This window comes from Rhodoluna sp. (genome assembly GCF_036721215.1).
In the GTDB taxonomy this organism is placed as follows: domain Bacteria; phylum Actinomycetota; class Actinomycetes; order Actinomycetales; family Microbacteriaceae; genus Rhodoluna.
Genome location: NZ_DAIMLM010000002.1, coordinates 1 through 21530, shown reverse-complemented (window position 1 = coordinate 21530; position 21530 = coordinate 1). Strand labels below are relative to the sequence as shown.

Genomic DNA, 21530 nt, shown 5'->3' with positions numbered 1-21530 from the left:
TCAGAAAAGAAGCAGGCTTAGATTTTTGCGGGCCTTGATAACAGCAGGGTCTTCATTTCCCACAACCAGGAACAGCTCAACAAATCTAAGGCGAATAGGTTCTCTTTGATCCTTGGCGGTACTTTCAAATAAGACAAGCAGTTGCTCGAATCCTTCCGAAGCTGCTCCTGTGGCAACAAGTGCGTCCACGCGGTCCAAAACTGAGTCCGTGTCTTGGCCTACGGAGCTAACAAGGGTTGGCAGGTCTTTGCCTTCCAGGCGGATTAAGAGCTTGATCTGGGCTAGCCCTGCTTCAGCTAGTTGATCATTGGGGTTTTCAACCAAGGCTTTTTCGTAGAGAGATCTAGCCAACGGGTAATTGTTTTCTTCAATGGCGGCAAATGCTTGCTGGTGGGTAATTGATAGCTCGGGCTCTGGTTCTGCTACTTTTACGGTTCCGGTTAGTCCGTTTTCTTTTCCAACTTCAAGAACTCGGTCGATGATTTGCTGCACTTGCTCCGCTGGTTGATCACCAGCAAATAGAGGTGCTGGCTGTCCCTTAAGCATTCCTAGCAGAGTCGGAATTTGCTTTAGATCGAAAGCTTGGGCTAACTCGGGAGACTTAATGGCGTCTACTACCAAAGTTAAGATCTTGCCTGCGGTTTTTTCCGAGAGCAGCTTCACAGTGCTAAGAATGGATTGGCTCGCGGGGTCATTTTCTTGAACAAATAAGACTAATACTGGAAGGCTGTCAGAAATTGCCAGGTAGTCCCTAATCGAGTTGGCGTCTACTTGAATGACAAGAGCTGGGACGTTCTGCGCTTTGTCAGTGGACTTACCGAATTCGATGGTCACCTACAAAACCTCGATGCTAAGTAGTGACTGAGTGGCACCAAGAAGCCGAACTTTTTGATCAGAGCTAGCAAGTGGTACATAGAAAAGCAGCATGTTTCCATAACGAGTGCTTACTCCCCTTGTGCTTCCCTCGATTCCTAGAAGAAGCAGCTCATCACCCGAAACGGTAACTGCGGAGTTTCGATCTGTGGGTTTGATCTCCCAAGTGTCGACCATCATCAGCGCCACAATAGCCCCCGAATCCGAGGTGGTTAGCGAAACAACATTGAACTCACCAAGAGCGTGAGAAAACTGTGTAGTCGCGTTTTCTAAGCTGTCAGTTTGATCTTGCTGGGTTTGCGATATTTGCTCATAGAACTCGTCTGTCGATAAGTCGAAAAGACTGAAAAATTCGCTCGAAGGACCGCTGTCGATTAGGTCACCATAGGTGGGTGCGAGAACGATGGGAGATACTTTCAGGAACTGGGAATCAACGTCAACTGGAATTGCGCCTTCGGCAGCAGCTGCGACATCTGGAAACTCAACTCCGGGAAGAAGTGCCATGTTATAGATCAGCTTGTATGGATCTCTCGGTGAGAGCTGCTCAATAACTAAAGTTTGTGGCAGGTCATCGCCGTCTTGAGTCACCACCATAAATGATCTTGGCCAGTACTCAGTCTTGGAAATGATGGTGATCGAAACCACCGAAGTGGAAATTGGGGGCAAAGGTAAAATCTCAGGAGATTTAGAACGCAGTAGGTAATTTACCTCTCGGAACAATAGCGCTGGACCATCAACTCGAGTTTCGAGCACTGCAGTTTCTCCAGAGGCATCTGCTTCAGCAACCACACTTTGAATATCTGCCAAAATTCTTGCAACCTGTTGCTCGTTCAGCGCTGGCTGAATTTGATCAACAATCGAAGCTGTAGACGATTCAGTAGGGGTAGGCGTGTTCTGCGGAACTTCAGCCATTTGGCATCCGCTCAGTGCCAGCACCAGTCCAATTGAGATTGGGGCGATGGCAATTTTGTTGCTGGCGGATCTTCTACCGCGTTTTGGAAGATCGTAGCCTCTGTTCTTTGGCTTGTACCTAGGACCTTGAGGTGCCTTAGGGACTTTTCTTCGAGGCCCACGGTTTCGAATCATCTTGCCAAGTGCCAACACGTTAAAGAAGATTGCTATCACTAGTAACCCCAGCCCAACGCCTAAGAAGATGTCAGAGACGGTGGTTGAGTTATCCGTTGGCCACGAAACTCGAACTCTTTCCGGAGCGGCGCCAAGACCATCACTGGCCACCAGGACAGAAAGATTTTGACCCTCTGGGACGACGATTTCCCCGGTTGACTCTCCCGAAAACTCGCTGAGCCAAAGATCCGAGCCCGCTGGGCTGATGAAATCGTCAGTTCCAGGGCTAGCGACGACCCTAAGGGATTGAGAACCTGCTGAGCCTTCAGCGACGGAGTGGCTGGTGGTATCAACCCAGGCAGCTACATCCACGTCTTTACCAACTGCCAAAAACACCTGGTTTGAGCCAGTGGCGCTGATTGTGGCGTTTCCTGGCATCATGGCCAGTGCCTCGGCGGGGATAATCAAAAATGGCTGAGATTCTTGGCCAACTAGATTAACTGCGAATACTGCTGGCGGTGCCCAGATTGTCCGCTGAGCCAAGCCCAGCAAAAGGAAGGAAATGGAGAGAACAAACAGGGTAGCCGCAATCAAAAAGCGCATGATTATCCATTCCAGCTAAACTATTGACTTGGGCCGATGAGCCCTCCCTATTCTAACCAACCCAGCTGGAGGACGAAAATGTCAGGTGAAGACCTTTTGTTCCCTAGCGCCCTGCGCGGCTACGCCAGGGCTGCGGTTGATGAGGCGATTCTTGACCTAAATAGGGACATTCTTAGACTTTCCTCCCAAAACTCTCAGCTGGTAGAGGAAATAAAGCAGGCCAAGCAAGAAATTGAAGCTCTCAGCTCCAAGCTCGAAGAGACTAATTCCCCCACCTATGCCGGTCTTGGAAACCAAGCCGCAATCATCTTGGCTTCTGCCGAGGATCAGGCCACAAGGCTTATTGCCCATGCTGAAGCTGAAAAGATTCGAATCTTTGGAAGCATCAATGAAGAAGTAGAGACCAAAAAATCAGAGGCAGACAGTTACTACGAATCTTTAGTTGCTGAGGCAGATCGCAAGGGACAAAGGGCAATTAACCTGGCCCGCGAAGAAGCCAATGAGGCACTGGCCAAAGCCGAACTCGAGGCCAAACGGCTCGTTGAAGAGGCTAGTCGCGAAGCATCGGCGATCCGTGGAGATATAGCAACAGAGGTAGCTAAGCTTCGAGCCGACACCAAGCGCCAAACAGAATTACTAAAAGCGGAAGTCGAAAAAGACATTACCGAAAAACGTTTGCTGTTGCAAAAGCAATCCGTTCGAGAAATTGATGCGGAAAAAGCAGCCCTGATCATAAGCGAACAAGCGCGCATCGATCTTGAGCTAGAGCTCACCGGGCGACGAGCAGAAGCTGAGAAGGATTATCTTGCAAGACACCAGGAGGCTGTGCACCAGACTCAGAAGTATCTCGATGATGCCAAGCTGCAGCTGCAAAACGCAATCGCTAGAACCAGTGCGGCTCAGCTCGAGGCCGAAACTCTTGAATCAGCGGCTCGTTCAATAAACAAGAAAACTACCGATGAGGCGAGGCTCAAAGCCGAGACCCTCATCGCAAGCGCTGAGGCCGAAGCAAGGAATCTAATTGCCGAGGCTAAGGCAAAAGTTGCGAAGGATCTTGATGAATCAACCGCCAAGCTTCAGCAGCTTGAGGTTGAGAGAAGAACCGTTGGTTCTTACCTCGAGCAGCTTGAGAAGGTTATTGCGGCATCCAAGAATTCGTTGAAATAAGAAACAGATGACAGTCCAAAACATGAAAATAGCCAGTGCTTTTCAGCTCGGGCTATTTGGTGGACTCGGGGTATTGACCGCTTTAGTAATTGGTGGGGCTATAACAACCTTGGCCAATGTAATTACCTACGTATTTGCTGCGGTCTTTCTAGCTCTTGGACTTGACCCGCTGGTCTCAAAATTGGAAAAATTCAAGTTTCCCAGGCCCTTAGCGGTTCTAACGGTGATAGTTGGATTAGTTGGCTTTTTAGCTGTCTTGATCTGGTCGCTGGCACCAACGCTTATTTCCGAAAGCACCAAATTCCTAGATAGTGCTCCCGACATTCTTCGAGACATCACCAAGTTTCCCCTTGTTGTAAGTCTTGATGACCAGCTAGATGGTGCTGTGGGTTCGGCTCTTGCTGATGCCGGGGGTTTCCTTACTGACTCAGCTAACTGGCCAAGCCTGGTAGGTGGCGTTGTCCAAGTGGGAATCAGCTTGTTCAATGGGGCTTTTGGATTCTTAATTATTTTGGTGCTAACGGTGTTTTTCCTAGCTTCCCTCGAAAGCCTCAAGGCATCGCTCACTAAGTTGGTGCCAGCTAGTAAGCGCGAGCGCTACACCAAGATCTCCCAGCAGGTTTCAATTTCTGTTGGTAGATATGTCATCGGCCAAGTTTCGGTTGCAGCACTGAATGCGACCCTGGCTTTTATAGCGATGAGTATTGTTGGCCTTCCTTTTGCACTGGTTCTGGCTTTCATCGTTTTCTTGCTGGCAATCATTCCACTAGTTGGATCAGTATCTGGAGCTGCGCTAGTGGTTATGGTGGCGGCTGCCGTAGATCCAACTTCAGCTATTGTTCTGGGAATCTATTTCTTGATATACCTACAAATCGAAGCCTACGTAGTTAGCCCAAGGGTTATGAAAGTGGCTGTCTCAGTACCGGCGCCGATAGTTGTTATCGCGGCCTTGTCAGGTGGAGCATTACTTGGAATCCTAGGAGCCCTAGTTGCTATTCCTTTTGCAGCTTCGGTGATATTTATCGTCCGAGAGATATTCATCCCTCGTCAAAACTCTCTCTAGAACTGCTCTGGTAGCGGGTAGCTTCCGGGAGCTACTATTTTGACAATCTCGTTCAAAACTGTCCTTGTCGCTAACTCGCCAACCCACAAATGCTTTGCTCCATCAACTGCAATTACTTCCGCTTCAGGAACTACAGAGAATCTGACGACTGCTTCTTTTGGGGCTAGATACTCGTCATGCTCGGGAATAATCGCAACGAGTTTTCTGTTCGAGCCAATCCATTTGACCAGGTCGGAGTCTTTGGCTCGGTGCAGTGGCGGGGAAAGCAAAATGGCCCCAGCGATGTCTTTATCAAAACCGTACTTGATTGCCAGCTCGGTTCCAAAGGACCAACCAACTAGCCAGACCGGACCTAAGTTTCTCGATGACAGAAAATTGAGTGCTGCGTCCAGGTCTAGCTGCTCAGTTATTCCCTCACCAAAGACGCCCTCGCTGGTGCCATGTGGGCTTTTCGTACCTCGCGTATTGAATCTCAAAACTGCTAGGTTCGCTAGCGCCGGAAGTCGGTTTGCCGCCTTTCGCAGAATGTGTGAGTCCATGAAGCCACCGTGGGTCGGAAGAGGGTGCAGTGTCAGCAAAACTGCTGAAGGTGCGGTGTCGACAGGTAGCGCCAACTCGCCAATCAGAGTTAGGTTGTCGGAGGTACACAGCGTGATTGCCTCGCGCTTGGAGGGAAGCTCAGTAGATGAGGTGATTTCAATCACAGAAGTGGTCCCTGGAATGCCTTCCAGCAAGAATTGTGAAAATGCCTTCTGGTCTCCACGCCTCTGATTGAATCCCAAGCAACGGTATGGTTTTGACCTTTTGAGATTTCGATGTTGCAGTGTGGGCAAACCCAGCTCTTGTCTTGCTCGGCGTTTTGGCCAGATGTTGTTTGAACAGAGTATTCAACGCCGCGCTTGATTTCAGTGCGCTTGACTCCGATTCGAACCCTATCCAGATCCAGTGGCTGAAACTCTGCCCCCCACTTAGACTCACGGTTACGTCGACTTTTCATTAGTACCAGTTATGAGCTTCCGAGTGCGCCCAAGCTCCACAAGGGCCGTTGTACCTTGAGGCAATATACTTTACTCCCCAACGAATCTGAGTCTCGTGGTTGGTCATCCAGTCAGCGCCCTCGGTTGCCATCTTCGAAGCCGGCCAGGACTGCGGAATTCCGTAAGCGCCACTTTCTGGATTCTTTGCCAATGTTCTCCACTGAGATTCTCTGGTCCATAAATTCACCAGGCAGGAGTACTGGTCTAGGCCCCAGTCGTAAGCCTTGATGTAGTTATAGGCGTAGGCCTTTGCTGTTCCTGGTTCAGGAGTTGGTGCTGCCAAAACAAAATAACTCGTCGCTTCTTTACCAGAAACCAACGTGAAGCCCCCGCGCTCGAATGTGACAGAGTACTCATCGTCAAATCCAAACGCTTCCGCTGTCTGCTTGTTTGGATCAAAAACCTGCATTGTTGACGCGCTAGCTAAGTTGCCGGCGTAAGGGTCAAACGTGTAAACCATAGTGAAAGACAGCACAAAGAAGAATCCAAGCACTGGAAATGATCTTGCTTTAGTAAGCCTGGGAAGGTTTGGACGAGTAAGTCCCTTTTGGGCTAGCCGTTCGTCAAGAGAAAGAATGAGTCGCTTGGCAAGGGGTGCGCGCACAGCTTCGTACTTTCCCATAGCGATCCTTCCAGCGTCCAATTACACCAACGACCTTCAAGTCTATCTTTAGTGTTGAATTGGGGCTAGAGCGCTCTTTTAACCCGCTTAGCCAGTGGGTAGGGCCTGTTCTGGGCACTCCCTCAGCACGCGATCGATGGCATCGTATTCGGCTTGCGTGACCCAAAGGCTGTAGCTGATTTTCACCGCTACCTGCCTGGCAACAAACGCACAGCGATAAGCCTTATTTGAAGGCAGCCAGCTGGCGGCGTCCGAATCACTTTTTTGAGCGTTAGCAGAACCAGAAACTGCCAAAAGATTGAGCGGGTCGTTATAGAAGGCATAGCGCTGAGCACTTGAAAGCTGCTGAGCCCCTTTTTGCCATGCGTCACTAACTGCGACAACGTGGTCAATCTGGACCTCATTGGAGGTTCCAACGCCGCGAACAAAGTTAATTGTTTGCCCAGTGTATGGATCTAGTAAAACCCCGGTTGCGATAACGCATGACGAATCGGAACGAAACTGAAACTCTATGAAATCTCGTCTCAGGATCTTGTTTCGCATATCGCAGCCAAAACTGTAGTCCCAGTCACTGGCAAATAGGTCCCGGTCATAACCAGTCTTTGGCGCCCGTCCCTTGATTGGAATGGTCGCAAGTGCAGTCAAGGCAGGTGACGAGGCGTTGGTAGTGGGTTCAGAGGCGGTTGCAGATGGGGTTGGCTCTGGCGTCGCGGATTCACTAACTGATGGTTCCAAGGTTTCCGTTACCGAAGGTGTAGGAACACTTCGCTCTGGCTCAGAAGTATCTGTGCAGCCAAAGAAGCTTGCGAGGATAAAGGCGGTGCCTAAGACACCGACAATTAGATTGGTGCTACTCAGTGATTTCAAGTTGAATTGCCTCAATGGCACGGTCTAAAAAGCTGTCTACTTGCGGCATGGAGTATCCAAGACGCTTGGAGTGGAATTGAACCCTTCTTAGATCGGAAACTCTTAGCTTGCTACCTCCGTCAAAGTGGGCAAGAAGTTGATCACAAAGTTCATCCACCTTCTTTTTGTCATACCCTCTTGCAAGAATTGACACTTTGGCGAAGCGCTTGGTCTTTTCCCGGTTGAGCCTTGGAATCAGAGCATCCCTAAGCTCTGAGTGGCGCTTGGCTAACTCTTGATCCCCAAAACGCTCTCGAAACGCCGCCACTTCAGCCGCTATGAAATGATCTTCTAGATTATCCAAGGCGGCGTCAACCTGGTTTGTTGCGTAACCTCCGCGCACTAAATCAAGTCTCAAACCACGAAGATCCGATGCTCTTACTAGAACCAAATTTGGGTTTTCGTATTGTTGCTTAGCAAGATCTAAGAGTGCGTCGACTTGCTTAGGGCTATAACCCCTACCGGAGACAACCGCAAACTTCGCTGACTCAGCCAAAGAACACCACCATCACCAAGTAAGTCATGAGAGAGGAAGGAAGCATTGAATCTAATCGATCCATCATTCCCCCGTGTCCTGGCAGCCAGGTGGACATGTCCTTAATTCCCAAGTCACGCTTAATCAAGGACTCGGCCAGGTCCCCAAATACTGCAGCAAGGATAAGTGCCGCTGCAAGGATTATTCCAACCCACCATGCCCCGCCCAGCACAAAGACGGTAAACGAAACTGCAGATATCGTGCCAATCACTATCGAGGCTGCTAAACCTTCCCAAGTTTTCTTCGGGCTTACTCCAGGAGCCAGCTTATTCTTGCCAAAAATTCGACCAAATAGATATCCAGCGGAGTCGATTAGGGCAACCGTTGTGACAAAGGCCAAGACCCACCACTGTCCATCATCGCGGCGAAGAAGGAGCATTCCAAAGCTCAGAGTGAGTGGAAGGTAAATAACCAGGAAAGCCGCCGCGCCAAAATCTCGGACCGTGCGCTTCAAAGTTTGGAAGTTAGCTTTACGTCTTTCAAAAAGTAGGTGCACTGTTCGCCAGAGAATCAACGCGGCAACAATGGCAATACTTGCTAGCCACTGAATTGCCGGGCCACCAAAGTAGGTGGCTGGCATGATCAGTACCGAACCAACAACAGCTGGGACCCTAGGTACGTACCACTTTTTTTCCCTCAGTGCAGTGGAAAGCTCCCAAGCGCCGATAGCGGTAGAGATAGACAGAAATACTATGAATAACTCTTTATAGAGCAAAAGTGAAGACAAGAATATTGCAGCTAGCAATAAACCAACTGCAACAGATTTGGAAAGTGACCTCCCCTGTGGTTCACTAACTTTTGTCAATCTTCACACCTCTAGCAGTTCGGCTTCTTTACGCTTTAGTGCGTCGTCGATGGCATCGACGTGTGCTTTGGTGATAGTGTCCAGTTCTTTCTCGGCTCTAGCGATGTCGTCATCGCCCGCCTGACCATCTTTTTTTAGAGCCTCTAGATCATCGTTGCCCTTGCGGCGGATGTTTCGAACCGAAACCCTGTGGTCCTCAGCCTTGGTCTTCACGAGCTTCACGAATTCTTTGCGGCGCTCTTCGGTGAGCTCTGGAAGGCTAACTCTTATCAGGTTGCCATCGTTAGTTGGGTTAGCGCCCAGGTTTGGAACGTCGCGAAGGGCTTTTTCAATAGCTCCAAGGGCGCTCTTGTCGTAGGGGGTTATCACAATCGTTCTGGCCTCAGGGTTCTGAAGCGATGCAAGCTGAGCCAACGGAGTCATGGTTCCGTAATAGTCGACCATGATCTTCTGAAACAGCTGTGGGTTGGCTCTTCCGGTTCGCACCGTAGCAAAGTCGTCCTTCGCTGATTCGAGGGCTTTATCCATCTTTTCAGCGCTAGTTTTCAGGATTTGATCAATCATTTTCTGTTCATCTTTCTTTCAAAACTAGGCAGTTACGCTAGTGCCGATTTTCTTGCCCTTGATGGCATCGGTCACGTTTGACTTACCCTGCATTCCAAACACCCTCATCGGCATCTTGTTGTCCATGCAGAGGGAAAAGGCGGTTGCATCAACTACTTTCAGGCCCTGCACTAGTGCGTCCTGATAGGTGATGTTTTCGATTTTCTTGGCGCCAGAATCTTTCTTTGGGTCTGCGGAGTAGACGCCATCGACACCGTTTTTGGCGACCAGCACCTCATCGGCCTTTATTTCCAGTGCTCGCTGGGCAGCAACGGTGTCGGTTGAGAAGTAAGGCAAACCGGCACCGGCACCAAAGATTACGACTCTTCCTTTTTCAAGGTGCCGCATCGCCCTTAGTGGGATGTAGGGCTCGGTAACTTGCGCCATGCTAATTGCTGACTGCACCCGAACGTCAACCCCGGCCTGCTCCAAGAAGTCTTGAAGCGCTAGTGCATTCATCACGGTTCCAAGCATTCCCATATAGTCGGCTCTGGATCTATCCATGCCTCTTTGGGAAAGCTCTGCACCGCGGAAGAAGTTTCCTCCTCCAACCACGATTGCAACCTCAGTAGTTTTTGCACCTTCTGCAATTTCTTTTGCAAGGGAGGCAACCACATCCGGGTTTACTCCAACTGTGCCGCCACCGAATGCTTCTCCAGATAGTTTTAGTAAAACTCTGCGTTTTTTATGTGGCAAGGCAATCCTCCAAGGTTCAGTTATAGTCTAGGCGAGCAAAGAAAAAGACTCAGCCCTATTGGGCCGAGTCTTTATCCGTTTCAAGTTACTTAGGCTCCAACTCTGAAGCGTACAAAGGCAGAAACCTTGGTTCCAGACTGGTCTAGGACCTTCTGGACGCTTAGCTTGTTGTCTTTTGCAAAGTCCTGCTCTAGCAAAACGTTTTCCTTGAAGAAGCCGTTCACTCTTCCTTCAACAATCTTTGCAAGTGCAGCTTCTGGCTTACCTTCGTTGCGGGCAGTCTCATCAGCGATGCGTCTTTCGGTAGCAACGGTTTCTTCGGAAATCTGATCGCGTGAAAGAACTGATGGGCTAAACGCTGCAATGTGAACTGCAACATCGTGTGCCGTTTCAGCATTTCCATCGAACGCAACTAGCACTCCCACCTGAGGTGGAAGGTCCTTTGAGGTGCGGTGCAGGTAGGCGTCGACTGACACATCTGAAATCACAGCGACTCTGCGAAGTTCCGCTTTTTCACCCAAGATGGCAGCTTCGTCGTTGATTCCCTCGGCAACAGTCTTGCCATCTAGTGGAGCAGCTAAAGCAGTTTCAATATCTTTGGCTCCGGCTGCAACGATTGCGTCAGCAATCTTTTCGCCAAGGGCAACAAAGCGCTCTGCTTTTGCCACGAAGTCAGTTTCGCAAGCTAGCTCAAGCAAGTAACCGGTTCCACCAGAAACCCTGGCAACAACTAACCCGTTGCTGGTTGCTCTTCCTTCGCGCTTGGTAACACCCTTCAGGCCCTTTAGGCGAAGAAGCTCAAAAGCCTTTTCTGGATTGCCATCGGCCTCGTCTAACGCGCCCTTGCAGTCCATCATTCCGGCTCCGGATTTTTCGCGAAGCGCCTTTACATCGGCAGCAGTGTAGTTAGCCATGATTAAGCCTTCGCTTCTTCTTGTGGTGCCGCCTCTGCCTTGTTGCCCTGCTCTAGTAGCTCGCGCTCCCATTCAGCAAGTGGCTCAGCTTCGGCTTCTGGCTTTGAGTGACGAGCAATTAGTCCCTCAGCAACTGCGTCCGCAATGATGCGAGTTAGTAGCTGAATTGAACGAATAGCGTCATCGTTTCCAGGAATTCCGTAGGTTACATCGTCTGGGTCACAGTTAGTGTCAAGGATTCCAATAACTGGAATTCCAAGCTTTCTAGCTTCTGTGATTGCAAGGTGCTCCTTGTTGGTGTCAACTACCCAAATAGCTGAAGGAGTCTTGGTTACGTTTCTGATACCACCGAGGGACTTTTCTAGCTTGTCCTTCTCGCGGCGAAGAATTAGAAGTTCTTTCTTGGTTAGTCCAGACTTCGATGCGTCATTGAAGTCCATGGTCTCTAGTTCCTTCATGCGAGCAAGTCTCTTGCCAACGGTCTGGAAGTTAGTTAGTAGTCCACCCAACCATCTCTGGTTAATGTATGACTGGCCAACGCGCAATGACTCGGACATGATTGCTTCCTGAGCCTGCTTTTTGGTTCCCACGAAAAGAACTGAGCCACCGTTTGCAACGGTGTTCTTTACGAATTCGTAGGCCTTGTCGATCATTGCAAGCGACTGCTGCAGATCGATGATATAGATTCCAGAACGATCGGTGAGAATGTATCTTTTCATCTTCGGGTTCCAGCGTCTGGTCTGGTGCCCAAAGTGTACGCCGCTGTCTAGCAGCTGACGGGTGGTTACGACTGACATGAGTCGAACTTCCTTTCGGCGCGATTACGCGCCCACTCAGTTAATGGTTATTGGCGGTTGCCAATTACCCCTGGTGCCGGATTTTTCTCACAAGCCCGTTAGGGCCACTGAGTGAGAACCATCTTGGTCGGCACGCGAAGTCGACATCTCAAAATCAAAGATTTTTAGCGAGAATGCCGCTAACCCCAAGCATACCAGCCCAAAAACGTCCCCTGCCAGCCCGAGTTTTCCCCAGATTGCTGCGACCTGAGCCAATACGCGCGCGAATCAAGCACATTAGGAAGGTGATTGAACCCCAAAAGATTGCTGTTCTGCAGCTTGCAGGCTTTTTGACAATTAGCGTGACCTGGCTGCTGCCCTCCCCGAGTCTTGGAAGCCAACCAGTGTGGGTCCCGCCGGTTGTAGGGTCCCAGCTAGTCAATAGCTACAAAGCTGCGGACACAGCCTATGAATCAGGTCATCGCGGCGTCGACTACCAAGTCACATTGGGGCAAGGAGTTTTTGCCCCCTCTGATGCCACAGTGAGTTTTGTAGGAAAGGTGGTCAACAGACCAGTACTTAGTTTGTCGCACGAAGGAAATCTTGTTAGCTCGTATGAGCCAGTTTGTAGTTCATTAGTTATTGGTCAAGAAGTAGCAGCTGGGGAATTAGTTGCAGAAGTTTGTGAAGCGGACCAGGACTATCTGCAGCACTGCGCAGATACTTTCTGTCTTCACTTTTCAACGAGAAGAGACGGTGAATACCTTTCACCTCTTTGGTTCACGGGAGAGATTGCTCCATCAAAGCTACTGCCCTGGATCGAGCCAAGCTAAGCCCGCGGGTGAGCCTTTAGGTAACCCTGCTTCAAGCGATCGACAGATACATGAGTGTAAATCTGCGTGGTCGCTAGCGAAGAGTGCCCAAGAAGCTCTTGAACTGCTCGAAGATCTGCGCCGCCATCAAGTAAATGTGTTGCCGCGCTGTGCCTAAGAGCGTGCGGTCCGGCAGCGCCTACCGCTGTGTCCGCCAAGAGACCAGCTACCAGCGCGTAAACCTGTCTAACGCCAATTCGTTTTCCTCTTGAGCTGATCAAGAGCGCATTGCCGCTGGTCTCATTGACAAACTGATTTCTTCCCTCACGAATCCATTTGGCTAGTGCGTCACCGGCAGGATCACTGTAGGGAACCATCCGCTGTTTGTTACCTTTACCGGTGACTCGAAGAATCTTTCTGCCGTAGTCAATGTCATCAAGGTTTAGACCAACCAGCTCGCTGACCCGAATTCCGCTACCGTAGAGAATTTCTACCATCAACAAATCACTCATCCCGGTTGGATTGTCCTTGCTGGCAAGCGGCTCAAGGACATCAAATATTCCAGACATCGCCTCGCGGGATAGAACCTTGGGTAGCGTCCTGGAAGCTTTGGGTGATCTAAGTTTGAGGCCGGGGTCGATTTCAAGTTTCTCATTCTTGAATAACCAGGCAGTGAAGGCCCTAACCGCGGCACTCTTTCGAGCCAGAGTCGTCTTCGCTAAACCCTTTTCGCTAACTCTCCAGAGCCAATCTCTAACAAGCTCAAGATCGATGTCCTGAATTTCTGATTGCTTCTTTGACTCCATGAATTCGAACAGATCCGTTACGTCAGAGATGTAGGCCTTGACCGTATTTGGAGAGAAGCCTTTGCCGTTTTCTAGTTCAAGGCTGAACTGATCGCGAAGGTATTCAAGCTCTGTTGGCATATTTCAAAGCGTAATGGAGCGACCCTAAAGAATCTTGAACCACCCTCAGTTGATTCCGAGCTTTCAGTTCTTCTAGAGCCAGGTTTAGCTCAAACAGCGTGAGCCCGGCAGCTTTGGCAATCTGCTCACCGGTTGCTTGCCTGAGGTCTCGAAGTGCATCTTGAGCTCGCACCATCAATGCGGACTCGTCTTGAAATCTTGCTGGCTCGATAACTTCGGAGGTAATCAATTTTGTGTCAATCAAAGCTTTTGCTTTTCCTTCGGCAATTAGAGAGTTTGTTCCAGCCGAGGAAGCTGAAGTCAGTGGGCCTGGAACTGCAAACAGTTCCCTATCTAGCTCGATAGCGTTGTTTGCTGTACGTATCGAGCCGGATCGAATTCCAGCTTCAACAACAACGGTTGTTGGAGTGAGAGCAGCAATCAATCTGTTTCGTTGTAGAAAGCGCCAACGAGTTGGCGCGACCCCTGGAGCTAGCTCTGCAATCAAAACGCCGTTTCTGGCAATGGCTTGAAATAATTTTGAGTTTGAACTTGGGTACTTTCGATCTAGCCCTCCTGCCATAACTGCAACCGTTGGTAGTGAGTTTCTTAGACTGTGGCTATGAACGTGACTATCTATTCCGGTAGCTCCCCCGGAGACGGTCAGGCGCTTATGAAATGCAAGTTCGGAAACCAATTTTGTTGTAACTTTTGCACCGTATTCGGTGCAAGCTCTTGAGCCAACAATTGATACTGCCTTAGCTAGGCGGCCAAGCAACTTGTAATTTCCTTGGGCAAAAATGAGCGCAGGCGCGCCTTCTTCTAGATCATTCAATCCGATCGGCCAGTCATCATCACATGGCAGCAACAAGGAAAGATCTAGCTGCTTTGATCTCTGAAACACATTCACTACCGCCTGTTTAGAAAATCTTGGAAGCCAGCGTTGCCTAGAGTCACTTATTGTTCCTGGTAAATCACCAAAGATTTCTGTCAAGTAATCTGCCGCTCTTACCTGATGCACAGCTTCAAGAACCCTCGCAGGCTCAAAGCCATCAATCAGAAGCGCAAGTAATCCTTGAGTTCCAAACGCTTTAGCTAGCGCTCCTGCCATTCGATCGCCTGGCTCAGTAACGATGCTGATAGCAGCTGCCGCGACTAGGTCTAAGGCTCGCTTTCTTGAATAGGTGCCTTGTTGAAAGCTGTGGGTGAGTTCGTGTAGTTCTAGATCACTGAGGATTGGCATGGAAGAACTATTCCAAGAAGCTAGATTGGGATGTTTGAAAAAACTAGAGCTGTGGAGAAACTACTCGCCGACGGCCAGTTCTTTAGGTAGTTCGTACGCTTTGCCTGATAGCTCTTCGACGTTGACGTCTTTGAAGGTAAGAACTCTTACGGACTTGATGAATCTGTCGGTTCGGTAAATGTCCCAAACCCAGACGTCACTCATGGTCAGCTCGAAGTAGAAATCATTTGGGGTGTCTACTCTTTTGAGTTCGACATCATTGGCGAGGTAAAACCTACGCTCAGTCTCAATTACATATTTGAAGGTTCCAACAACATCCCGATATTCGCGGTAAAGCGCGACTTCAGCTTGTCTGTCGTAGTCTTCGTATTCGTTTTCTTCCATCTGGCCTTTATTCTATTCCAGCACTAGGCCAGAATCCTAGTCAGCCAAGTCACTCGGTGGATAGCTGTTGGACCAAGGGCTCTCAAGGCAGCGATGTGCGCAGCCGAGGCGTAACCCTTGTGCCCAGCTAGCCCGTATCCCGGGTTTTGCAGATCTAGCTCCTGCATCAGTGAGTCTCGGGTGACTTTGGCCAAGACCGCCGCAGCCGCAACACTCACGCAGTTGGTGTCTGCTTTCACTTGAACCTGAACATCGAGTCCGTAAGACACTTTTCCTAGCCAATTCTGTGATCCATCTAGCAAGATCACTGCGCCATCTTCGGCGATGGTCTTTCGGGTTTTAGCATCCTTGAATAGCTCATCAAGAGCGCTCCCAGCTGCCAGCCGCAAAGCTTCCGAAATGCCAAGTTCGTCAATTTCTTTGTTGGTACTAAATCCAACCGCGTAAGAACTGACCCAGTCCATAAGAGGCGAAGCGATCTCGCTTCGAGATTTTGGAGTCATTAGCTTCGAGTCCTGTAGCTTCTGCGGCCAAGCTTCCAAAGCAGGATTGGTTTTGTCGATCAGGCTCACACCGACAGCTACCGGTCCTGCGATTGCTCCTCTTCCGACTTCATCGATTCCAATTACGAAGCGGTTACCTCGTTCAAAGATTCGACGCTCAGAATCAAGGCTTGGGAATGTTTTTGAAGACATCGGGGTAGTTATCCAACCAGGTCCAGTTCTCAAATGGCCAGCTAATCACCATAGCTCTGCCGACGACCCACTCTGTTGAGACGAAGCCTTTGCTTGGAAGATCACCGTGATAGCGAGAGTCCTCGCTGTTTCCGCGGTTATCTCCCATTACCCAAAGCGACCCAGGAGGCACTTCAATTTCAAACTCAATGGCCGATGGGGCCTGTCCGGCGCTTATATATGGCTCAGTTATTGGCACACCGTTGATTGTGATTTTTCCATCGGCATCACAGCAGATAACTTTGTCCCCCGCTACGCCAATGACTCTTTTGACTAAGTGCTGCTTGCTATCTGGCGCAGTGATGCCAAAAGCTGAAAGAAACCAATCAACCGAAACAACCAGTGGGTCAGTTGGCTCAGATACGTCTGGTCCTAGCCAGCCACCTGGGTCTTTGAAAACTACGACGTCACCGCGCTCTATTGGGTACAAAGCCGGAGTTAATTGATTCACGATTATGCGGTCATCAATCTGAAGGGTTTCCAGCATGGATCCGGAGGGGATAAAGAAAGAACGAATAAGGAAGGACTTAATTAGCAGAGAAAGAACTAAGGCAGCGCCGATAACAACGACCAAGTCGATAAAGAATGCAACGAATACATTCTTACTTTTGCGACGTCGGTTATTTCCTCGACTGAGCTTTTTCTTCCTTGGTCGCATTGGATTACCAAGCGATAGCTCTTCACTCACGCTAAGCGTGTCCCCTTAAGGCCTTTAGACGTTTTCGCGCTTTTCGCGAATCTTTGCCTTCTTGCCTCTTAGATCACGCAAGAAGTAAAGTTTCGCACGGCGAACAGCACCCTTTGAAACGAGCTCAATCTTGTCGATGATTGGAGAGTGGATTGGGAAAGTTCTTTCAACACCAACTTGGAAGCTAACTTTTCTAACAGTAAAAGTTTCGCGAACACCTTCACCAGAACGGCGAATTACGATTCCCTGGAAAACCTGAATACGAGACCTGGAACCTTCAATGATGTTTACGTGAACCTTTACGGTGTCACCGACCCGAAAGTCTGGAACATCAGTTTTTAGTAATGCTTTGTCTACTGAATCTAAGATGTGCATTTTGTGTCGCTTCCTGTTTTTAGCACGCAGGTCAAAAACGGTTATGTTGGTTTTTTGCTTCGCCCTATCTCCCCTGCGGCAGAGCCCATCACTGGAGGCTAACCTCCATATTGCCACAGTTTCGATCCCTAGGCAATTGGTAACTAATCGATTAGATCTGGCCTGATTCTTCGGGTCTTTTCCATAGCTTGCTCCTTGCGCCACTTAGCAATCTCGGCGTGATTCCCACTTAGTAGCACCTCAGGAACATCCATACCTCGCCAGCTAGCTGGCTTGGTGTAACTCGGATATTCCAATAGCCCTTCGCTGTGTGATTCCTCATCCAACGAAAGCGCATTGCCGATAACTCCAGGTATGAGTCTTGCAATCGCCTCGATCATGGCAATCGCGGCAACCTCGCCGCCGTTAAGTACATAATCACCCAGGCTAATTTCGCGGACTTCTGCGCGGCTTTGGGCATATTCCAAAACTCTTTGATCAATACCTTCGTAGCGACCGCAGGCAAAAACTAGATGCTCCTTACCCGAAAGCTCCCTCGCGGTAGCTTGCTTGAACGGCACCCCGGCTGGTGAAGGAAAAACCACAACGCTGTTTTCGGTAAGCACCGAATCCAGCGCCAAGCCCCAAGGCTCTGGCTTCATGAGCATCCCGGCTCCGCCGCCAAATGGGGTGTCATCTACTGTTCGGTGCTTATCCTCTGTGAACGCTCTTAGATCGTGCGCCTTGAACTGAATAAGTGACTGTTCTTGAGCTTTACCCAGCAATGAAATGTCTAGCACCCTAAAGAAGTCGGGAAAAATAGTGATGGCATCAATTCTCATCGGAGTCACCACCTGGAAGATTGATCTCAAAAAGACCGGCCGGAGGGGTTAGAACAATTTGGCCTCTTTGTATGTCAACTGATGGAACAATTTGCTTCACAAAAGGCACCAGCACCTCACCGTTGGAAGTTTCGATGGCCAAAAGATCTTGAGCTGGTAGATGATCTACTCGAATCACTTTTCCAACCACCCCTTCCCCAACTAGCGCTGTCAGGCCAACAAGCTGATGGTCGTACCAAGCTTCAGGATCTTCCGGAAGCTGCTCAAGGTCGGTTTCGATTAGCAAGATTGCCTTGACTAGGGTCTCGGCTTGACTGCGGTCTTGAATGCCCTCGAGAAACAAAACTGGGGACTGGTTATAAAACCGAAGCTCAGCTACCTTCACTGTTTTTCCAAACCATTCGGAGGTTTCTGGAACTTGTAGTTCTAGTTCCTGGCCAGCACGAAATCGTTGATCTGGGCTGTCGGTATATAGCTCTAGCTTGAGAGCTCCTTTTAGACCATGGGCTTTAACGAGCCTTCCGACTCGTAGCTTGGTCTTACTAGAAGTCACCGTCCACCACATCAACGCGAATTTTCTTGCCATCTGCAAGTGCGTTGACCAAAGTGCGAAGTGCTTTTGCTGTTCTGCCGTTGCGCCCGATTACTCTGCCCAGATCATCTGGGTGAACGTGAATCTCTAGGAGATCTCCTTTAGAGCTGGAGCGTTCAGTCACTGAGGCATCGTCAGGATTGTCGACAATGCCCTTAACTAAGTGCTCGAGTGCAGCGGCCAACATTATTGATTAGGCCTCTGGCTTTGCTTCTTCAGCTGGAGCTTCTGCTGCGGCTTCCTCGGCAGGAGCTTCGGTAACTTCCGCTGCAGGAGTCTCTACAACTTCTTCAGCAGCTGGCGCCTCTACCACGGCTTCAACAACTGCCTCTTCGGCAGTTGCTTCGGCAGCAGGAGCTGGTTGTTCAGCAGGAGCTTCGGCTTTTGCCTTCTTGGCAGCAAGTTCTTCTTTAGGAACTAGAACAGCTTTCTTCTTCGTGTCTTTTTCAAACACTGGCTTCGCAGCTTTTACCTGAACGGTGTTCTTCGCATCCTTGTCACCCTTTGACTTCTGGAAGTCTCCGGTGAGCTTAAGAAGTACCTCTACCTGCTCGGTTGGTTGTGCACCAACGCCAAGCCAATACTGAGCTCGCTCAGAATCTACTTCAATGAAAGATGGGTTCTCGGTCGGAATGTAACGACCAATTTCTTCGATAACACGACCGTCGCGCTTTTTTCTAGAGTCGGCAACGACGATGCGGTAGTGAGGCGTACGGAGTTTTCCGAGACGCTTTAGGCGGATTTTTACAGCCACAATGCTCCTGTTATTTGAATTGGGGCGAACAATCAACCGTGAGCGTGGGGGCACACTCGGTAGTCAAGCTCTATGGTTTTGCCTTTTTGGCTCCTGGTTAGAGGGTCAGGTGCCTAGGCAACTTCTCTAGTCTGCCAGAAATGCCCAAAGATAGCTAGTTGCTGATTCCAAAGGCTGATCCAGCACCAGATGGGGCTGAGCCTTGGCCATTTGCCCTGGCTTGCTCTTGTTCAGCACGCTTAGCTGGATTACCCGATTTAGAACCGGACTTTTTCTTGGAGTCCTTGGCCTTCTTGCGCGGAACCACGCCTCCCATACCAGCTGGCATGCCTGGGATCTGAGGTGTGCCACCTTTGGCGACGGTCTTCATCATTTTGGCGGCCTGCTCGAATCTATTCACGAGTGAATTTACGTCCGTGACGCTCATTCCAGAACCTCTCGCGATGCGAGTTCTTCTTGAGCCATTTAGAACCTTTGGGTTGGTCCTTTCAACCGGGGTCATGGATCGAATTATGGCTTCGGTTCGATCAATTTCTTTTTCGTCTATGTTGTCCAGCTGTTGCCTCATCTGACCTGCGCCTGGCATCATTGCAAGCATCGATTTCAAAGAGCCCATCTTTCGAAGTTGCTGCATCTGTTCCAAAAAGTCTTCAAGTGTGAAATTCTCGTTGGCAAGCTTCTCGGCCATCTCTAATGCGGATTGCTCGTCGAACTGTTTCTGGGCTTGTTCGATAAGGGTGAGAATGTCTCCCATATCCAGGATTCGGGAGGCCATTCGATCTGGATAGAACGGCTCGAATGCATCAAGGGACTCTCCTGTTGAGGAGAAGATGATTGGCTTTCCAGTAACCGAGGTTACGGATAGTGCCGCACCACCTCGGGCGTCACCATCAAGCTTGGTCAAAACAACTGCAGATATCCCAACGCCATCTTCGAAAGCTTTGGCAACATTTACTGCATCCTGACCGAGCATTGCGTCAATGACAAACAGAGTTTCGTCTGGCTTGATAGCATCACGAATCTTTTTGGCCTGATTCATCATTTCTTGATCAACGCCGAGGCGGCCCGCGGTATCGACAATCACAACCGTGTTGCCCTTGGATCTGGCGTGAGCGATCGAGTCCTTGGCAACCTTTACGGGATCTCCAACACCTGATCCAACCTCGGGTGAGTAAACCTCGACAGACACCTTCTGGCCCAAAACCTTTAGCTGGTCAACAGCGTTGGGTCTTTGCAAGTCAGCAGCGACCAGCAAGGGGTTCTCCCCTTCGCTTTTTAGCCACTTCGCCAGTTTTCCTGCGAGCGTTGTCTTTCCAGAACCCTGTAAACCGGCAAGCATGATCACGGTTGGTGAAACCTTGCCGTAGCGAAGCTTTCTTGCTTCACCGCCAAGAATTTGGATTAGTTCTTCATTGACGATCTGAACTACCTGCTGGGCAGGGTTTAGTGAAGCCGAGACCTCATCTCCCATAGCTCGCTCACGAATAGCACTAATGAAGTTCTTGACTACCTCTAGGGCAACGTCAGCTTCCAATAGCGCCTTGCGGATTTCCCTCAGGGTTCCGTCGATATCGGCAGCGCTTAGTCTTCCCTTACCGCGAAGAGCCTTGAAGGTCTCGGCTAAGCGATCCGATAGATTTCCAAACACTTGTTATCTCACTTCCTATTTCTAGGCTAAGCCACTAAACCGTTGGCGAACTCTTCGGGGTCAAAGAAGGCAAAGTGCTCTACCCCTTCGCCAACCCCAACTAACTTGATTGGAATAGCGAGTTCGTTTTGAATGGCAACGACAATTCCGCCCTTCGCTGAGCCATCAAGCTTTGTCAGCGCAATTCCAGTCACCGAAATTGCCTCGGCAAAGGCTCTTGCTTGAACGAGACCGTTTTGTCCGGTTGTGGCGTCAAGAACCAAAAGCACTTCTGCAATCTCGGCTTGCTTTTCAATCACCCTCCTGATTTTGGAAAGCTCGTCCATCAAGTCTGTCTTGTTCTGCAATCTCCCCGCGGTATCAATAATCACAACATCTGCTTCAGATTGCACTGCGTACTCAACAGCCTCAAATGCTACAGATGCAGGGTCTTGACCTTCGGAACTTGGTCCAACAAGTTTCACACCCGCACGATCTGCCCAGGTTGCGAGTTGATCAACCGCTGCGGCACGAAATGTATCTGCCGCACCAAGGACGACTTTCCAGTTTCCTTGGGTTAGCCACGTGGCAAGTTTTCCAATCGTGGTGGTCTTACCCACTCCGTTTACTCCAACAACCAAAATTACATAAGGAAGTTTCCCGCTGGTTAGATTCAGCTCCCTGTTCCCAGTAGCTAACTTCTCGCGAATCACTCCAGCAAGAATCGTTTTTAGCTCTGCCTCAGACTGAGCGCCTTGGGACTTAGCAATCTTTTTCACTTCCAAAACAATCGATTCTGCGGAGTCAACTCCAAAGTCGGCTTGAATCAGGATATCTTCCAGTTGTTCCAGGCTCTCAAGATCAAACTTGATTCTTGAAAATAGGCTTCGGATTCCGGCTCTTGAATTTCGCTTCGGAAGTACGGTGGCT

General features: G+C 49.7%; 27 protein-coding genes. 3 read left to right on the top strand and 24 right to left on the bottom strand.

Annotated elements, in window-relative coordinates:
* Both AC9UCN_RS03410 and AC9UCN_RS03405 read right to left on the bottom strand, forming a co-directional pair.
* Positions 1–834, bottom strand: a complete 834-nt coding sequence (locus AC9UCN_RS03410) for a tetratricopeptide repeat protein (RefSeq protein ID WP_509523712.1) — start codon at positions 832–834, stop codon at positions 1–3.
* Positions 835–2541, bottom strand: coding sequence for a DUF8094 domain-containing protein (locus tag AC9UCN_RS03405; RefSeq protein ID WP_509523711.1), 1707 nt, complete (start codon positions 2539–2541; stop codon positions 835–837).
* Positions 2542–2619: 78 nt separating this feature from the next.
* On the opposite strand from AC9UCN_RS03405, the gene AC9UCN_RS03400 reads away from it, so the two are divergent.
* Positions 2620–3708 (top strand): DivIVA domain-containing protein, encoded by a 1089-nt coding sequence (locus AC9UCN_RS03400; protein ID WP_509523709.1) that lies wholly within the window; start codon positions 2620–2622, stop codon positions 3706–3708.
* A 7-nt stretch (positions 3709–3715) separates the two neighbouring features.
* Positions 3716–4771, top strand: coding sequence for an AI-2E family transporter (locus tag AC9UCN_RS03395; protein WP_509523708.1), 1056 nt, complete (start codon positions 3716–3718; stop codon positions 4769–4771).
* On the opposite strand, the gene AC9UCN_RS03390 is transcribed toward AC9UCN_RS03395, so the two are convergent.
* The 10 genes from AC9UCN_RS03390 to rpsB form a co-directional block, all read right to left on the bottom strand.
* Positions 4768–5472, bottom strand: coding sequence for an alpha/beta hydrolase (locus AC9UCN_RS03390; RefSeq protein ID WP_509524544.1), 705 nt, complete (start codon positions 5470–5472; stop codon positions 4768–4770). The genes AC9UCN_RS03395 and AC9UCN_RS03390 overlap by 4 nt on opposite strands.
* Complete coding sequence (locus AC9UCN_RS03385; RefSeq protein ID WP_509523706.1) at positions 5472–5768, bottom strand: Rv1322 family protein; 297 nt, start codon at positions 5766–5768, stop codon at positions 5472–5474. Before AC9UCN_RS03385 ends, AC9UCN_RS03390 begins: the two co-directional genes overlap by 1 nt.
* Positions 5768–6430, bottom strand: a complete 663-nt coding sequence (locus tag AC9UCN_RS03380) for an aggregation-promoting factor C-terminal-like domain-containing protein (protein ID WP_509523704.1) — start codon at positions 6428–6430, stop codon at positions 5768–5770. The genes AC9UCN_RS03385 and AC9UCN_RS03380 overlap by 1 nt, the downstream gene beginning before the upstream one ends.
* Before the next feature lie 87 nt (positions 6431–6517).
* Positions 6518–7297: an HNH endonuclease family protein gene (locus AC9UCN_RS03375; RefSeq protein ID WP_509523703.1), complete on the bottom strand. Its 780-nt coding sequence runs from the start codon at positions 7295–7297 to the stop codon at positions 6518–6520.
* Positions 7281–7832, bottom strand: coding sequence for a DivIVA domain-containing protein (locus tag AC9UCN_RS03370; protein WP_509523702.1), 552 nt, complete (start codon positions 7830–7832; stop codon positions 7281–7283). The genes AC9UCN_RS03375 and AC9UCN_RS03370 overlap by 17 nt, the downstream gene beginning before the upstream one ends.
* The gene (locus AC9UCN_RS03365) at positions 7825–8676 is read right to left on the bottom strand and encodes a phosphatidate cytidylyltransferase (RefSeq protein WP_509523700.1); all 852 of its coding nucleotides are present in this window, start codon (positions 8674–8676) and stop codon (positions 7825–7827) included. The genes AC9UCN_RS03370 and AC9UCN_RS03365 overlap by 8 nt, the downstream gene beginning before the upstream one ends.
* Before the next feature lie 3 nt (positions 8677–8679).
* Positions 8680–9240: a ribosome recycling factor gene (gene frr / locus AC9UCN_RS03360; RefSeq protein ID WP_509523699.1), complete on the bottom strand. Its 561-nt coding sequence runs from the start codon at positions 9238–9240 to the stop codon at positions 8680–8682.
* Positions 9241–9264: 24 nt separating this feature from the next.
* On the bottom strand, positions 9265–9975 hold the full coding sequence (gene pyrH / locus AC9UCN_RS03355; RefSeq protein WP_509523697.1) for a UMP kinase: 711 nt from the start codon (positions 9973–9975) through the stop codon (positions 9265–9267).
* 89 nt (positions 9976–10064) lie between these two features.
* The gene (gene tsf / locus AC9UCN_RS03350; RefSeq protein ID WP_509523696.1) at positions 10065–10889 is read right to left on the bottom strand and encodes a translation elongation factor Ts; all 825 of its coding nucleotides are present in this window, start codon (positions 10887–10889) and stop codon (positions 10065–10067) included.
* Positions 10890–10891: 2 nt separating this feature from the next.
* Positions 10892–11686 carry a 30S ribosomal protein S2 gene (gene rpsB / locus AC9UCN_RS03345; RefSeq protein ID WP_509523694.1) on the bottom strand — a complete coding sequence of 265 codons (795 nt, stop codon included), beginning with the start codon at positions 11684–11686 and terminating at the stop codon, positions 10892–10894.
* 284 nt (positions 11687–11970) lie between these two features.
* On the opposite strand from rpsB, the gene AC9UCN_RS03340 reads away from it, so the two are divergent.
* Positions 11971–12498, top strand: coding sequence for a M23 family metallopeptidase (locus AC9UCN_RS03340; protein WP_509523693.1), 528 nt, complete (start codon positions 11971–11973; stop codon positions 12496–12498).
* On the opposite strand, the gene AC9UCN_RS03335 is transcribed toward AC9UCN_RS03340, so the two are convergent.
* The 12 genes from AC9UCN_RS03335 to ftsY all read right to left on the bottom strand — a co-directional run bounded on the left by AC9UCN_RS03335 (position 12495) and on the right by ftsY (position 21472).
* Positions 12495–13403: a tyrosine recombinase XerC gene (locus AC9UCN_RS03335; RefSeq protein WP_509523692.1), complete on the bottom strand. Its 909-nt coding sequence runs from the start codon at positions 13401–13403 to the stop codon at positions 12495–12497. The two genes, AC9UCN_RS03340 and AC9UCN_RS03335, sit on opposite strands and share 4 nt — an antisense overlap.
* On the bottom strand, positions 13387–14625 hold the full coding sequence (dprA, locus tag AC9UCN_RS03330) for a DNA-processing protein DprA (protein WP_509523690.1): 1239 nt from the start codon (positions 14623–14625) through the stop codon (positions 13387–13389). The genes AC9UCN_RS03335 and dprA overlap by 17 nt, the downstream gene beginning before the upstream one ends.
* A gap of 60 nt (positions 14626–14685) precedes the next feature.
* The gene (locus AC9UCN_RS03325) at positions 14686–15009 is read right to left on the bottom strand and encodes a DUF2469 family protein (RefSeq protein WP_509523688.1); all 324 of its coding nucleotides are present in this window, start codon (positions 15007–15009) and stop codon (positions 14686–14688) included.
* A 23-nt stretch (positions 15010–15032) separates the two neighbouring features.
* Positions 15033–15704, bottom strand: a complete 672-nt coding sequence (gene rnhB / locus AC9UCN_RS03320; RefSeq protein ID WP_509523686.1) for a ribonuclease HII — start codon at positions 15702–15704, stop codon at positions 15033–15035.
* Positions 15676–16431, bottom strand: a complete 756-nt coding sequence (gene lepB / locus AC9UCN_RS03315; RefSeq protein WP_509523684.1) for a signal peptidase I — start codon at positions 16429–16431, stop codon at positions 15676–15678. The genes rnhB and lepB overlap by 29 nt, the downstream gene beginning before the upstream one ends.
* A gap of 24 nt (positions 16432–16455) precedes the next feature.
* Positions 16456–16806 (bottom strand): 50S ribosomal protein L19, encoded by a 351-nt coding sequence (gene rplS / locus AC9UCN_RS03310; RefSeq protein WP_509523682.1) that lies wholly within the window; start codon positions 16804–16806, stop codon positions 16456–16458.
* A gap of 143 nt (positions 16807–16949) precedes the next feature.
* Complete coding sequence (gene trmD, locus AC9UCN_RS03305) at positions 16950–17627, bottom strand: tRNA (guanosine(37)-N1)-methyltransferase TrmD (RefSeq protein ID WP_509523681.1); 678 nt, start codon at positions 17625–17627, stop codon at positions 16950–16952.
* On the bottom strand, positions 17617–18213 hold the full coding sequence (rimM, locus tag AC9UCN_RS03300; protein ID WP_509523679.1) for a ribosome maturation factor RimM: 597 nt from the start codon (positions 18211–18213) through the stop codon (positions 17617–17619). The genes trmD and rimM overlap by 11 nt, the downstream gene beginning before the upstream one ends.
* Complete coding sequence (locus AC9UCN_RS03295; protein ID WP_509523678.1) at positions 18170–18406, bottom strand: RNA-binding protein; 237 nt, start codon at positions 18404–18406, stop codon at positions 18170–18172. Before AC9UCN_RS03295 ends, rimM begins: the two co-directional genes overlap by 44 nt.
* Before the next feature lie 6 nt (positions 18407–18412).
* The gene (rpsP, locus tag AC9UCN_RS03290; protein ID WP_509523677.1) at positions 18413–18973 is read right to left on the bottom strand and encodes a 30S ribosomal protein S16; all 561 of its coding nucleotides are present in this window, start codon (positions 18971–18973) and stop codon (positions 18413–18415) included.
* A gap of 154 nt (positions 18974–19127) precedes the next feature.
* Complete coding sequence (gene ffh, locus AC9UCN_RS03285) at positions 19128–20621, bottom strand: signal recognition particle protein (RefSeq protein WP_509523676.1); 1494 nt, start codon at positions 20619–20621, stop codon at positions 19128–19130.
* Between the two features lie 26 nt (positions 20622–20647).
* Positions 20648–21472 carry a signal recognition particle-docking protein FtsY gene (ftsY, locus tag AC9UCN_RS03280; protein WP_509524541.1) on the bottom strand — a complete coding sequence of 275 codons (825 nt, stop codon included), beginning with the start codon at positions 21470–21472 and terminating at the stop codon, positions 20648–20650.
* Positions 21473–21530 lie beyond the last annotated feature (58 nt).